Here is a 14,331-nt window from a genome sequence, read left to right on the forward strand (position 1 = left end):
CACTCTCCCGATGACTTTGCGACTGAGCGTCCAGAACCCGCACTCGGGCACCGACGGTTCCTGGCTCCTGAAGGTGGACGAGTCCACGACGGTCGCCGAGATCGCGGAGTCGTTGAAGGTCGCGCCCGGCGAGCTCGTGCCGGCCGCCCCGGACACGGCGATCGCTCAGTCGGGCGTCCTCAATGGCGCCCTTCTCACGGGGGCGGCGCTGCCCCGCACCGATGCCGCGGACCTGCCCGCCGGTTGGCCGCGCCTCGAGGTCGTCGGGGGGCCGTTCTCGGGTGAGACGATCGCGCTGCGGCCGGGCGGGACGCTCTCCCTCGGCAGCGGCTCGACGGCGGACATCCGCATCGCCGACCCGTGGCTCGCCGATCAGCACGCCACGATCACCCTCGACGCCGGGGACGGCGAGCGCCGAGGCGCCCTCACGGCCTCCCTCTCGGCCGCGAACCCCGTCTGGATCAACGGCGAGGAGCGTTCGGGTGCCATCACCCTCGTTCCCGCCGACCTCGTCCAGATCGGTAGCGGACTGTTCCGCATCGGAGTCGCCCCCGCCTCGGACGCCGACATCGCCCCCGACGGGCGCGGCATGCGCGCATTCAACCGGCCGTCGCGCATCCAGCCGCAGCGACCTCAGCCCGCCGTGCAGCTGCCCGGCGACAAGCCCGAGGAATCCGACGCGTCTCCCCTGCCGTGGTTGTCCGCCGTGATCCCCGTGATCCTCGGCGTCACGATGGCGTTCCTGTTCCAGCGCCCGGTCATGCTCCTCATGGCCGCCGCGTCGCCCGTCATGGTCATCGGCTCGTTCCTCACCAACAAGCGGCTGCAGAAGCGCAAGGGCGAACGCACCGAGGCCCAGTGGGTGCAGGACGTGAAGGACACGAAGGCGCGCATCGACCTGCTCGTGAAGGAGCAGCGGCTCGACTCCTGGTACCGCCGTCCAGATCCCGTGATCGTGCGGGACATCGCCAACCGCCCGCTCTCGCGGCTCTGGGAGCGACGGATCGGCGATCCGGATGCGCTCGAGGTGCGGCTGGGGGTCACCGAGGTGGACCTCGACGTGCGATTCGAGGGCGGGTCACAGAAGGACAAGATGACCGAACGCCGGGTCGGGGTCTCCCCCGCGCCCGTGTCCGCGGACCTCAAAGCCGGCGTCGTCGGCATCGCCGGACCGGAGGACGTCACACGCAGCACGCTTCGCGCGATGCTCACGTCGCTCGCCACGCTCCGCTCGCCGCGCGACCTCCAGCTCGTGGTGCTGTGCGACACCGACGGGTCCTCCGATTGGGGCTGGGCGCAGTGGCTCCCGCACCTCCAGCTCGGCGAGAGCGTCGTCTCGCTCATCGGCAACACGGACGACACCCGCCGGGAGCGCCTGCGCGAGGTGACCGCGATGCTCGACGCGCGCATGCGCGCCGGCACGCGCACGGCGTTCGAGTCGCACGTCGTCGTCGTGATCGACGGCGCGCGGCGCTACCGCATGCTGCCCGGGATGGTGCAGCTGCTCGCCTCGGGGGCCACCTACGGCATCCATGTGATCGCGATCGACTCCGACCGCTCCCGCCTCCCCGAGGAGTGCGCCACGGTGGTCGCCGTCGACCCGAGCGACCACAGCCTCGCCCGCTTCGAGACGGACGACAACTACTACCCGAGCGTGCTCCTCGACGGCGTCTCGCTCGGTTCGGCGGAGACGATCGCGCGCAACCTGTGCTCGATCGTGCACGTGAGCGGAGCGGGCGACGAGGGCCTCCTCCCTACGAGCGTGCGCTACGCCGAGCTACTCGGCGTCGACCTCGACGACCCGAGCGTGCTCGTGAACCGATGGACCGTCGCTCCCCGGCAGACGTACGTCGTCGTGGGCGCGGGAGCCGAGGGCGAGTTCGCCCTCGACATCGTGACAGACGGACCCCACGCCCTCGTCGCCGGCACGACCGGCTCCGGAAAGTCGGAGTTCCTGCAGGCGCTCGTCGTGTCGCTCGCGATGGCGAACCGCCCCGACGCGCTCAACTTCGTGCTCGTCGACTACAAGGGCGGATCGGCGTTCGCGGACTGCGAGCGCCTGCCGCACACCGTCGGCATGGTGACGAACCTCGACGCCCGCGAGACCGAACGCGCGCTCGCGTCCCTCGACGCCGAGCTCAAGCGCCGCGAGCGCGTGCTCCGGGACCTCGGCGCGAAGGACATCGACTCCGCGTGGTCGAAGGACGCCGACGCTGCCGCCCGCAACGGCCTCGCCCGACTCATGATCGTGATCGACGAGTTCGCCGAGCTCAAGACGGAGCTGCCGGACTTCATCAACGGCCTCGTGCGCATCGCGCGCGTCGGCCGTTCCCTCGGCGTGAACCTCGTTCTCGCGACCCAGCGCCCCTCCGGTGTGATCACGCCGGAGATGCAGTCGAACATCAACCTCCGCGTCGCCCTCCGGGTGACGGACCGCGGCGACTCGAGCGACGTGCTCGGCAGCGGTGAGGCTGCGCTCATCAGCGCCTCCACGCCCGGCCGCGGCTTCGTGCGCACGGGCGCCGGCACCGTTCCCATGCCGTTCCAGACGGCCCGGGTCGCCGGCATCCGGCCGGGCGTGCAGCGCAGCCGCAAGGTGCTCCCGCCGCATGCCCCCCTCGACTGGTCGACCCTCGGCTTCCCGCCGCGCTTCGCCTCAGGTGAAGCCTCCGCTCCCCAGGCGATCCTCGACCAGGACGACACGGACCTGCGCGCGCTCGTCAACCTCATCGGCGAGGCGAGCGCCCGGATGGGTGTCAAGAAGAATCCGTCCCCGTGGCTCGTCCCGCTGCCCACACTGCTCACGCTCGACCGGTTCGCGTCCGACGCGCGAGCCGAGGGCGACATCGTGCTCGGCACGGAGGACGTTCCCGCGCAGCAGACCCAGCGCACGCTCACGTGGAACGTGGCGACGGATTCGCACCTGTTGTTCTTCGGCGGCGCACTGTCCGGCCGCACGAGCGCGCTGCGCACACTGCTCGCGCAAGCGATCCAGAACTTCACCCCCGCCGACCTCCACCTGTACGTCGCCGACTACGGCAACGGCGCACTCCTGCCCTTCACCGAGGCACCCCACACCGGTGCCGTCGTCACGGCGCTCGAGCAGGGCCGGCTGCCGCGCCTCATGGCGCGACTCGTCGAGGAGCTCGGCATCCGCCAGAACACGCTGTCCCGGGCGGGCGTCGGCAACATCGTCGAGCAGCGTCGCATCGTGGACCCGGCCGAGGCACTGCCCTTCGCCCTCGTCGTCGTGGACGGCTGGGAGAGGCTGTCGTCGACCCTCTCCGCCGACGAGATCATCTCGTTCCGCGAGCAGTTCATGCGGGTCCTCCGCGAGGGGCCGGCCGTCGGCATCCGTGTGATCGTCTCGGCCGACCGCAGCGTCACGGGAGACAAGATCTCGAGCTTCATCGACACGCAGTACGTGCTGCCGATGCGCGATGTGAACGACTACCGCTCCGCGGGCATCATGATCCGCGAGGTGCCGCCGAACATGCCACCGGGGCGTGCGCTCTACGGTCCCGCCGGCACGGAGGCGCAGCTCGCGCTCCTCAGCCGCGACTCCACCGGCGAGGGCCAGACCGCGACGCTCCGTGCGATCGTTGCGCACGTGACCGAGCACTTCGCGTCGTTCCCCGAGCTCGCCGAGCTGCCGCAGCCGTTCCACGTCGACCCGCTCCCGTCGTACGTGGCCCTCTCGGCGGCGTATGCGCTGCCGCGTTCGGCGAACAGCCGTGCGGAGCTGCCCGTCGTGGGTGTCGGCGGCGACACCCTCTCGCGCTTCACGCTCGACTGGCCGGAGGAGGGCGGCTTCGTCGTGGTCGGCGACCGTGGTACCGGACGCTCCTCGGCGCTCGCCGCGATCGTGCATCAGTTGGCGTGGTCGAGCGCGCCCGTGGCCGTCGTGGCGACGAAGGCCTCGACGCTCACCGAGGTCGCGGCGGGCCACTCCGTCGCGGTGATCTCCGACACGTCGACCGGTCCGGAGGCGATCGCCGAGCTCGTCGAGTCGGTGAGCGGGCGTCCGCTCACGATCGTCGTCGACGACGTCGAGACGCTGCGGGACTCCCCCCTCGAGCACGCGCTCATCGGAGCGAAGCGCGACCTCGTCTTCATCGTCGCCCTCACGACGGAGGCCGTGTCGAGCATCTTCGGAGGGCCCTACGTGGAGGCGAAGAAGGCGCGACGCGGCATCGTCCTGTCGCCGGCGAACTCGATGACGGGCACGCAGGCGTTCGCGTCGCAGATCCCGAAGTTCATGCTCGGCAAGACCCCGGCCGGCGGCGGCGTGCTCTTCCGCGACGGCGAGTACACCCCGATCCAGGTGCCCGACATCCGCGCCTGACTCCTCCCCGCCCCGTCGAAGAACTCATTCGGTGATCGATCTCTCAACGACACAGAGGAACGTCAGCGGGGAGAAGAACGAGTGACAGGACGGCGGTGTGCGCTGTAGCCTGTGGCGCATCGGAGACGCACAGGTTCCACTCGTCGGCCGCGCCGAGGAACGTCGGGTCCTCGCCGCGCTCGTGTCAGCCGCCCGCGACGGCTCGGGAGGCAGTCTCGTCGTGCGCGGCGATCCCGGGATCGGGAAGACGAGCCTCGTCCGAGCCGCGACGGCTCAGCTGACGGACGTCCTCCTCCTCTCCGTCGACGGCTTCGAAGCCGAGTCGACCCTCCCCTTCGCGGGTGTGCAACGCATCGGCATGCCCCTCGCAGACCACATCGACGCCCTCCCTCCCCGTTTCGCGACGGCGCTGCGGGTCGCCACCGGGTACGCGGCCGGTCCGCCTCCCGAGCCGTTCCTCGTCGGACTCGCGCTCCTCGCCCTCATCGCCGAGAGCACGACGGGCGGACCCGTGGTCGTGGTCGTCGACGACGCCCACCTGCTCGATCCCGAGTCGCTCGGAGCGCTCGCATTCGTCGCGCGACGACTCGACGCGGAGTCGATCCTCCTGCTCATCGCCCTCCGCGACGGCGCCCCGGCGGACGCCCTGCTCGCCGGACTCCCGGAGCTGCGACTCACCGGACTCGACGTACCTGCAGCGGTCGCCCTCGTCAGCCGGTCCTCCGAGCAGCCGATCGACCCGGTCGTCGCCGTCCGGGTCGCGGAGGAGACGGGCGGGAACCCGCTCGCTCTCGTCGACCTCGCGCGTGACCTCACGCCGGGACGCCTGTCCGAGTTGAGCCTCTCGGAGGGCCCCGTCCCGATCGGGCATCGCCTCGAGGGACACTATCTCGCCACGGTTCGGGCGCACGACCCCGACGTGCAGTCCTGGCTGCTCGTCGCGGCCGCGGCGTCCGGCGGCGACCCGCTCCTCATCGAGAGGGCCGTCGACCGGTTGGGGATCCCGGCCCGCGCCGCCACCGCCGCCGAGGCTGCCGGGCTCGTCTCGGTCGGCACGACGATCCGCTTCCGGCACCCGCTCGTCCGCTCGGCCGTCTACGGCGGAGCCGCGGCGCAGGATCGACGTCACGCTCACACGGCCCTCGGGGCGGAGGCGCTCGCCCGCGGTCTCGTCGAACTCGCCGCCTGGCACCGCGCCGAGGCAGCGTTCGGTGTCGACGACGACGCAGCCGATCGGCTGCAGGAGGTCGCCGACCGCGCCGGGCGACGCGGCGGGTTCGCCTCGCGCGCCCGACTCCTCGCCCGCGCCGCTGACCTCACCTCCATGGGCCCCCGGCGAGCCGCCCGCCTGCTCGACGCCGCTGAGGCCGCCGGCCTGGCGGGAGCGGCGCGGCTCGCCCTGGATCTCGTCGACCGCATCCCCGGCGAGCAGCTCGACGACGTGCAGCGGGGGCGGACCATCGCCGTCCGCGCGTCACTCGCGGCCTTCCTCGCCGATCCCGTCCACGTGGCTCGAGCGTCGGCGGAGATGCTCGACGCGGCTGACGCCTTCGCACCGACGGCGCCGGAGCGTGAGCGACGTGCGCTCCTCTTCGCATTCCAGTACGCGCTACCCGCCGAACGGAGCCTCGCCGGAACGACGGTGGACGCGATCGGTCGGCGCATCCGGTCGGCGGTCGGCGAGCGCGCCGACGACCCCCTCGGCATCATCCTCTCGGCGCTCGCCTCCCTCATCCTCGATGCGCCCGCCGAGGCGGCGCCGCGACTCCGAACCGCCGTCGCCACCCTGCACGCACGTCCCGACGACGACATCCTCGACTACGGCGCCCTCGGTGCGGTGCTCTGCACGGCGCTCTGGGACGGGGAGACGGGTGACGACCTCTTGAACCGGCTCGTCCGAGTGGCGCGCGAACGCGGGTCGCTCCGCATCCTCGACGCCGCTCTCTGGACGCAGAGCCTCCTCCGCCTCGGCCGCGGCGACCCCGCCGCGGCCGGTCGGTCGCTCGAGCACGTCCGCGAGGTTCGTCGGGCGATGGGCTTCCCGGCCGAACACGTCGTGAACGCGGCGCAGCTCGCCTGGAGCGGGGCGCCTCCGGCGACCGTGCTCGGTATCGCGGAGGCCGTCCTCGCCCTCGGGTTCGGGGGCGTGCACTCGTCCGGTGTGCGGGCCGTGGCGATCCAGGACATCGCGGCCGGGCACTATCGCGACGCCTTCGAGCGGTTGAAACCCTTCGTCGAGGAACCGTTCCTCCACATCACCCCGCACGAGCTCACCGATTTCGTCGAGGCCGCGGAGCGCAGCGGCAACGGCACGGCGGCTCTCGCGGCGATGGAGCGCCTCGAGCCTGTCTCCGCCGCGATCGACTCGCCGTGGCTCACCGGGGTCGTCACACGCTGCCGGGCCCTCCTGCTCGGCGATGCACTCGAGGCGGAACCTCTGCATCGGGGCGCCGTCGACCTGCTCTCGGAAGCGGGGACGCCCGCCGACCTCGGTCGGGCACATCTCCTCTACGGCGAGTGGTTGCGTCGGCAGCGCCGTCGACGGGACGCGCGCACGGAACTACGACTCGCGCTCGACGTCTTCGAACGCGTCGAGGCCCCGGTCTTCGCGGCGCGTGCCCGCGCGGAGCTCGAGAAGACGGGAGACCGTCAGGCCGAGGTCCGAGCGGACCCGTCGAGTCTCACGCCGCAGGAGTCCGCCGTCGCGCGGCTGGCCGCTCGCGGGCGGACGAACGCGGAGATCGCGTCGGCCCTCTTCATCAGCACCAGTACCGTCGACTACCACCTCCGGAAGGTCTTCCAGAAGCTCGGCATCTCCTCCCGTCGACTCCTCGCCGAACGGCTCGGCCTCCTCGACCCCTGACGGCTCGTGAGCCGTGGGTGAGGACTACGCACCACACGTGGTCCGCTTCGCGCCGCTTCCGGTCATCCTCGAAGCACGACGAGACGAAGGAGGCCACGATGCCTGTCATCACGGCACCGGACGGTGCGGAGATCTTCTACAAAGACTGGGGCGGTGACGGTTCGCCCGTCCTCCTCAGTCACGGCTGGCCGCTCAACGCCGACGCGTGGGACGCGGCTGCGCTCTTCCTCGCCACGAACGGCCACCGCGTCATCGCGCACGACCGCCGCGGTCACGGGCGCTCGAGCCAGACGTGGGACGGCAACGAGATGGACACGTATGCCGACGACCTCGCCGCGCTCCTCGACGAGCTCGACCTCACGGGTGTCACCCTCGTCGGTCACTCGACGGGCGGCGGGGAGATCGTCCATTACGTCGGACGCCACGGAAGCGCCCGGGTGGCGCGCCTGGTGCTCATCTCCGCCGTTCCGCCGCTCATGCTCCGCGGCGAGGACAATCCCGACGGGCTCCCGATCGAGGTCTTCGACGGGATCCGGGCGGGCGAACTCGCCGACCGCTCGCAGCTCTACCGCGACCTCGCCGACGGTCCATTCTTCGGCCACAACCGCAACGCCGACGTGTCCGCCGGCGTCCGCGACGCCTTCTGGCTGCAGTCGATGGCGAGCGGGCACCGCGGCGCCTTCGAGTGCATCGCGGCCTTCTCGGCCACGGACTTCCGGCCGGATCTCGCCGCGGTCGACGTCCCCACCCTCATCATCCACGGCGACGACGACCAGATCGTCCCGTTCGAGGTGGGTGGGAAGCGCAGCGCCGCCGCCATCGATGGCGCACAGCTCCTCGTATACGAGGGCGGTGCGCACGGACTACCGGACACGGAGCGCGACCGCCTGCACGCCGACCTGCTCGCGTTCATCGATTCCTGATCGCACGTTCCCCGAGCCTGTCGAAGGGCTCGGCCGCTCCGCACCGCCCACACCCCGCCCCATCCGACACGAAAGCGAGACCACCATGACCGCCGCCACCACCGATACCGTCGTGCTCGTCCACGGCCTCTGGATGACTCCCCGCAGCTGGGAGCACTGGGTCCCGTACTACGAGGCGAAGGGGTATCACGTCGTCACCCCCGCGTATCCCGGCTTCGAGATCGAGGTCGAGGAGCTGCGGAAGAACCCCGACATCATCGCGAACCTCTCCGTTCCCGCCGTGGTCGAACACCTCGCCGCAATCATCGCGGGTCTCGATACTCCGCCGATCATCATGGGTCACTCGTTCGGCGGCACTCTCACGCAACTGTTGCTCGCGCGCGGGCTGGGTTCGGCCGGCGTCGTGATCGATTCGGCGCCGACGGAGGGCGTGCGGATGACGCCCCTGTCGCAAGCGCGATCGCTCTTCCCCGCCCTCAAGAACCCGGCGAACATCCACAAGGCGGTCGCCTTCACGCAGGAGGAGTTCCACTACGCGTTCACCAACACACTGTCGCGCTAGGATTCCGACTCCGCCTGGGAGCGCTACGCGATCGCCGCGCCCGGCAACTGGATCTGGGCGTACGGTCTGCTCGCGAACTTCACGCCGGGCAAGCAGGAGACCTGGGTCGACTACGACGCCGACAGGGCCCCTCTCCTGTTCATCGGCGGGGAGAAGGACCACATCATGCCGCCGAGCGTGAACCGCTCGAACGCGAAGCACTACAAGAAGTCGCCGGCGCTCACCGAGTACGAGGAGTTCGAGGGTCGCGACCACTGGACGTGCGCCGCACCCGGGTGGGAAGCGGTCGCCGACCGCGCGCTCGAATGGGCCGAGGTCAACGCGACCACTCGACACCTGGCGAACGCGTGACGCGTACCCCCCACTGAATCCCTGTGGTGTTCGAGAACGCCGGCACCACAGGGATTCTCAGCGGGGGAGTGAGAGCGCCTTACGCGTGCGTCAGGGGGTCGGGTAGAATCGACGACGCCCGACCACGAGTCGGGGTGGTCGAGCCGGCGAAAACGCGGCGATCCGGGCTGGAAACCCCTCATCCCCCTCCAGTCCCGTCGAAAGGTTCCCTCGTGTCCGTCGCGCCCCCTCAACCCGCCCAGCCCGCCACCGGTTCGTCGCCCACCGTCGCGTCCGGCGCCGCCCGCCCCGTGCACCGCTGGTGGATCCTCGTCATCCTCTCCCTCACGCAGCTCATCGTCGTGCTCGACGGCACGATCGTGAACATCGCCCTCCCGCAGGCGCAGGTGAGCCTCGGCCTGAGCGACACCGAGCGCCAGTGGGTCATCACGGCCTACGCGCTCGCGTTCGGTGCGCTGCTCCTGCTCGGTGGCCGCATCGCCGACTACTGGGGACGCAAGCGCACGTACCTCGTCGGGATGGTGGGCTTCGGCCTCGCCTCCGTGTGGGGCGGATTCGCTCAGAGCGGCACCGACCTCATCGCTGCGCGCGGCGTGCAGGGCCTCTTCGCCGCACTCATGGCCCCCGCCGCCCTCGCCCTCCTCACCGTCACGTTCCCGAACGGCCGCGACCGCAACACGGCCTTCGCGGTGTTCGGATCGGTCGCCGGTGCCGGCGCGGCCGTCGGCCTCGTACTCGGTGGTCTCCTCACCGAGTTCGCCGATTGGCGCTGGTGCCTGTGGGTCAACGTTCCCGTCGTGATCGTCGGCCTCATCGCCGGCATCGCGCTGCTGCGCGAGAGCCGCGCGGAGGGCGACAACCGCTACGACGTGCTCGGCGCGATCACCGTCGTCGCCGGTCTCGGCAGCCTCGTCTACGGCTTCACGCTCGCCGAGAACGGCTGGGCGCGTGCCGACACGATCGGTTTCATCGCCGCGGGCGTCGGGCTCCTCGTGCTGTTCGTGTGGATCGAGTCCCGCGTGGCGCAGCCGCTCCTGCCCCTCCGCGTCGTCACGCATCGTGTGCGCGGCGGAGCGTTCCTCCTCCAGGCGATCGCCGGCAGCGTCATGATCGGCGCGCTGCTGTACCTCACGTTCCACCTGCAGATCGTGCTCGGTTTCGCGCCGCTGCTCGCCGGTGTCGCGACGCTGCCCCTCACCGTCGCGATCGCGATCGTCGCCCCGATCGCGACGCGACTCCTGTCCCGGTTCGGCCCGCGTCCGCTCATGATCGGCGGCCCGATCGTCGGCGCTGTCGGCCTGGCCCTGCTCAGCCGGATCACCCCGGGCGGGTCCTACCTCCTCGAAGTGCTTCCGGGGCTGGTCGTGCTCGGCATCGGCATGGGCATGCTGTTCGTCCCGCTGCAGAACGTGGCGCTCTCGGGTGTCGCCCCGCACGACCCGGGTGCGGCGAGCGCCACGGCGAACGCGTCGATGCAGATCGGCGGATCGGTGGGGCTGTCGATCTTCACGACCGTGTACGCGAGCGCATCCGGCCACGCGGCGGCGGCGTCACCCGCCGCTCTCGTGGACGGCTACTCCGCGGCGTTCGTCGCGGCCGCGATCGGGATGGCCCTCGCCGCCGTGATCGCGTTCGCCCTCATCCGAGGCCCGAAGGAAGACCTCCTCCCGACCGGCGACCGCGCTCCCATCCACGCCGCCTGACCCCACCTCTCCCCACTGAAAACTTCCTATGTGCTCGAAAATTCGAGCACATAGGAAGTTTTTAGGAGGGTAAGAGGGGGGTCAGGGGCGGCGGGACCAGTCGTCCTCGAGGTAGCGCGGGCGGGACACGACCGCGCCGGTGAGGGCGATCGTGCAGACCGTCACGACGAGGAAGACGAGCGGTACCGTCCAACCGTCCGTCGCCTCGTGGAGCAGACCGAAGACGAGCGGACCCACCGCCCCCACGATGTACCCGACACCCTGCGTGAAGCCGCTGAGGGCCACTGCCCCGCCGGCCGTCCGCGTCCGCAGGTTGATGAGCACGAGGGTCAGCGGGAACAGGAGCGGGCCGGCCCCGGCGAGCGCCACCCACAGCCACGTGCCGGTCGCCGGAGACAGGATGAGCCCCGCATATCCGGCCAGGTAGAAGCCGAGTCCCGCGGCGATGAGCGGCCCCACGCTCCGCAGTTTCACCGCGAGGATCGGAATGACGATGGACGCGGGGAAGCCCATCGCCGCATAGAGCGCGAGCAGCGTTCCCGCCTCGGCCGTCGACACGCCGGCATCCTCGACGAGCAGCTGCGGGAGCCAGGCGAAGAGCGCGTACACGTTGAGCGACGTCGTCCCGAACATCACGGCCATGCCCCACGCGAGCGGCGACCGCGAGGTGCGGCCCGCAGCGGCCGAGGGCACCGTGGCGATGGCCGCGGTGTCGTCGGTCGGCGCCTCGGCTGCGCGGCCGGCGCGCTCGCGCAGCAGCAACCCGATCCACGGAATGACGGCGGCGATCGCGAAGACGCCCCAGAATCCGAGCGACACGCGCCAGCCCGCGGCGTCCGCCACGGGCACCGCTACGAGTGGCGGCACGAGGGTCATGAGCGACATCATCGTGGCGTACACGCTCGTCATGAGCCCGATGCGATCGGGGAAGTACTTCTTGACGATCGGCGGGAGTGCGACGTTCGCGACGCCCATGCCGGCGAAGGCGAGCGCGCTGCCGATCGCGAGCAGCGGGTACGACGGGGCGACGGCCCGTATCAGATGCCCGAGCAGGATCGCGATGAGCGGCACCACGAGGAGCACCTCGAGCCGCACCCGCCGCTGCAGCGCGGGCGCGAGGAGCCCGAACACCGCGAAGCACAGGGGCGGAAGGGTGCCGAGGAGGCCGAGTCCCACCGAGTCGATCGGGATGTCATCGCTCACCTCGCCGACGATGGGCGAGAGGGCCGCGACCGCGGTGCGCAGGTTCGCCGCGGCGATGACGATGCCGAGGAGCGCGAGCGTCCGACCGGCCCAGAGCGGGGCGGGAGTGGTCGACGTCACCCGTCGATTCTACGAGTGCCCGTGCGGCCATGTCGCCGTCCCCCCGCGAGCCGTCCGGGCGGGCGCAGGCGTCTAGACTCGGATTCGCCGAGCCTGCTCGCACACCGACCGGGGGTACTTCCAGACATGTCCGCGCGCTGCCAGTTCTGCGACGAGGAGTTGCGTCCCAACAGCATGTTCTGCGCGAACTGCGGGCAACTCGTCGCTTCCGTCCCGCCCCCCTTCGGCGCTCCCGCTGCCGCCCCGCACGCTCCTACCGATGCGCCGCCGGCCGCGGCCGCCCCCGCGAAGAAGAAGCGCCGGATCGGTCGCGTCCCCCTGCCCGGCGCCTTCGGGGCCCGCTCCGATGACGCAGCCGACGCCACGGCGGGGCAGAGCCCGGCCGCCCCGCCCGCTCCCCGCGCGACGCCCTCCCCGGCCCCCGGCCCGCAGCCGACACCGCCGAGCCCACAGTCGGCCGCTCCCCCGGCCACAGCGCCGCAAGCCGCCCGCGAGCCGGCCGCCCCGCCGCCCGCCACCGCGCCACCGGTCGCCGCGAACGCGCCGACGACCGTGCACGTGAAGCTCAGCACGGGGCGCACCCTCGCGATCGGCGCTCCCGCGATCGTGGGGCGCAACCCCGGAACGGCCGCTGCGGACGCCCGCATCGCCGCCGTGCAGATCGACGACCCGTCGCGTTCGGTCTCCCGCGCGCACGTGCGGATCGAACAGGCCGCGACGACGCTCGCCGTCGTCGACCTCGGCTCCGCGAACGGCACCGAGGTGGAGCGCGGCGACCGCACGACCCCGCTCGTCACCGGCCGCGCCGTGCCGCTCGCGGTGGGCGATCGCGTGTGGATGGGCGCGGACTTCTACTTCGACGTCATCGGGTTCTGACCGCCGGCACCCCCAGTGAGAGGCCTATGGGTACCTCTCCACCTTGTTGGCCTCGTGGGGTCACCATAGGCTCGACCCAGTTGGAGAAGCCGGATCGACGGCGAGGGGCCCGACCTCTCGCATTTCGTCGCCTTTGGCGCTCCGTCATCATTCGAAAACGTGGAGGATCGCCATGGCCGACATCAAGGTCACATCAGAATCGCTCGCCGGCGTCGCGGGCCAGCTGTCGTCCGGCTCGCAGTCGATCGAGTCGCAGCTGCAGAACCTCAAGGGACTCGTCGACGGCCTCGTCGGCGGCGACTGGTCGGGTACGGCGTCGCAGAGCTTCAACGAGCTGTACAGCCAGTGGGACCAGTCGGCCCTGCAGCTGAAGGAGTCCCTCCAGGGCATCAGCGACCTGCTCAACCAGGCCTCGCTCACCTACGAGGACTCCGAGACCTCGATCTCCGGCCTCTTCCGGGCCTGATCCCGTGGGGTGCGGGCCGATCGGTCCGCACCCCTCTTCCTTCCCGTCACCTGAGTTGAGGACTGAGCCATGGTGCAGTACCGCGTCCGAGCGAATTCGCTCGGCGAAGTGTCCACGCTGCTGGACACCGTCGTCGCCACGTTCGACAGCAACCTCGCGGAAGCGAGCGCGACCGTCTCGAGTGTCGCGGGAAGCACGTGGCAGGGCGCGGATGCCGACAAGTTCGTCGAGCTCTGGGGCCAGTACGAGGAAGGCGCACTCCTCGTGCGCGCCGCACTGACGGGCCTCGCCGGTCAGTTGCGCATGGCGGAGTCCGGCTATGTCACTGCCGAGGTCGGCTTGTCCGGCGGCTTCGCCAACCGGCGCCAGTCCACCTCGGCCACCGCCGCGGGCCCGTCGATCTCCGCATCGCGCACCGCGTCGAACACGGTGTCGTCCGATCCGCGTGTCGAGGCCGAGGCCGACGGCGAATTGCAGTCCGAGGGCTACGGCGCCTTCGTCACCGGCGGTTCGGTCGCGGCCAAGGGCAGCAGCGCGAAGGGCCAGCAGAACGAGCAGGGTGAGCAGGCGACGACCGTCGCCGACGACAGCGGGGAGTCGAGCAATGCCTGAACAGCAGGTCGATCTGGCCTCCCTCGAACAGCTCGTCACCCAGATGGAGACGCTCGTCACCTATTGCGACGCCCTGCGCCAGGGCGCGGGTGGCTTCGCGTACATGCTCCCCGCCGACTGGCAGGGTCCCGCCATGATGTCGTTCCTCGGAAGCTTCGAGGCCTGGTCGGTGGGCGCCCAGGGCCTCAGTGACAGCGCACAAGGCCTGCACGAGCTCGCCAAAGCCGTCCACACCGCGTACTCGACCACGGTCGAGAACCTCGACACCGCGTGGTCCGAGACCGCCGCAAGCCTGGCCTAGGAGTCA

The 14,331-nt window shown here is 71.0% G+C and carries 11 protein-coding genes; 10 read left to right on the forward strand and 1 reads right to left on the reverse strand.

Translation table 11 applies throughout. The features are described 5' to 3' along the window. The first annotated feature begins 10 nt into the window (after positions 1–10). From ELQ94_RS08865 to ELQ94_RS08885, 6 genes are all read left to right on the forward strand, one after another. Entirely contained in the window at positions 11–4,345 is a 4,335-nt protein-coding gene (locus tag ELQ94_RS08865) for an FtsK/SpoIIIE domain-containing protein (RefSeq protein WP_127049266.1), read from the forward strand. Between the two features lie 97 nt (positions 4,346–4,442). Beyond that, positions 4,443–7,208, forward strand: a complete 2,766-nt coding sequence (locus ELQ94_RS08870; protein WP_208007595.1) for a helix-turn-helix transcriptional regulator — start codon at positions 4,443–4,445, stop codon at positions 7,206–7,208. Between the two features lie 98 nt (positions 7,209–7,306). Beyond that, positions 7,307–8,131, forward strand: a complete 825-nt coding sequence (locus tag ELQ94_RS08875; protein WP_127049268.1) for an alpha/beta fold hydrolase — start codon at positions 7,307–7,309, stop codon at positions 8,129–8,131. Positions 8,132–8,216: 85 nt separating this feature from the next. Then, complete coding sequence (locus tag ELQ94_RS17560) at positions 8,217–8,693, forward strand: alpha/beta hydrolase (protein ID WP_243696929.1); 477 nt, start codon at positions 8,217–8,219, stop codon at positions 8,691–8,693. Between the two features lie 165 nt (positions 8,694–8,858). Beyond that, the gene (locus ELQ94_RS17565) at positions 8,859–9,044 is read left to right on the forward strand and encodes a hypothetical protein (RefSeq protein WP_243696930.1); all 186 of its coding nucleotides are present in this window, start codon (positions 8,859–8,861) and stop codon (positions 9,042–9,044) included. A gap of 212 nt (positions 9,045–9,256) precedes the next feature. Beyond that, on the forward strand, positions 9,257–10,747 hold the full coding sequence (locus ELQ94_RS08885) for an MFS transporter (RefSeq protein ID WP_243696931.1): 1,491 nt from the start codon (positions 9,257–9,259) through the stop codon (positions 10,745–10,747). Positions 10,748–10,828: 81 nt separating this feature from the next. Here ELQ94_RS08885 and ELQ94_RS08890 read toward each other — a convergent pair whose 3' ends face one another. Further along, positions 10,829–12,070, reverse strand: coding sequence for an MFS transporter (locus tag ELQ94_RS08890; RefSeq protein WP_127049270.1), 1,242 nt, complete (start codon positions 12,068–12,070; stop codon positions 10,829–10,831). Between the two features lie 126 nt (positions 12,071–12,196). On the opposite strand from ELQ94_RS08890, the gene ELQ94_RS17275 reads away from it, so the two are divergent. The 4 genes from ELQ94_RS17275 to ELQ94_RS08915 all read left to right on the forward strand — a co-directional run bounded on the left by ELQ94_RS17275 (position 12,197) and on the right by ELQ94_RS08915 (position 14,325). Next, positions 12,197–12,946: an FHA domain-containing protein gene (locus ELQ94_RS17275; protein ID WP_166404700.1), complete on the forward strand. Its 750-nt coding sequence runs from the start codon at positions 12,197–12,199 to the stop codon at positions 12,944–12,946. A 172-nt stretch (positions 12,947–13,118) separates the two neighbouring features. Then, positions 13,119–13,412, forward strand: coding sequence for a WXG100 family type VII secretion target (locus tag ELQ94_RS08905; RefSeq protein ID WP_127049274.1), 294 nt, complete (start codon positions 13,119–13,121; stop codon positions 13,410–13,412). Positions 13,413–13,481: 69 nt separating this feature from the next. Then, complete coding sequence (locus ELQ94_RS08910; RefSeq protein WP_127049276.1) at positions 13,482–14,024, forward strand: WXG100 family type VII secretion target; 543 nt, start codon at positions 13,482–13,484, stop codon at positions 14,022–14,024. After that, positions 14,017–14,325 carry a hypothetical protein gene (locus tag ELQ94_RS08915; RefSeq protein ID WP_127049278.1) on the forward strand — a complete coding sequence of 103 codons (309 nt, stop codon included), beginning with the start codon at positions 14,017–14,019 and terminating at the stop codon, positions 14,323–14,325. The genes ELQ94_RS08910 and ELQ94_RS08915 overlap by 8 nt, the downstream gene beginning before the upstream one ends. Positions 14,326–14,331 lie beyond the last annotated feature (6 nt).

Origin of the sequence: Labedella endophytica (assembly GCF_003990045.1) — a bacterium.
Taxonomy (GTDB): domain Bacteria; phylum Actinomycetota; class Actinomycetes; order Actinomycetales; family Microbacteriaceae; genus Labedella; species Labedella endophytica.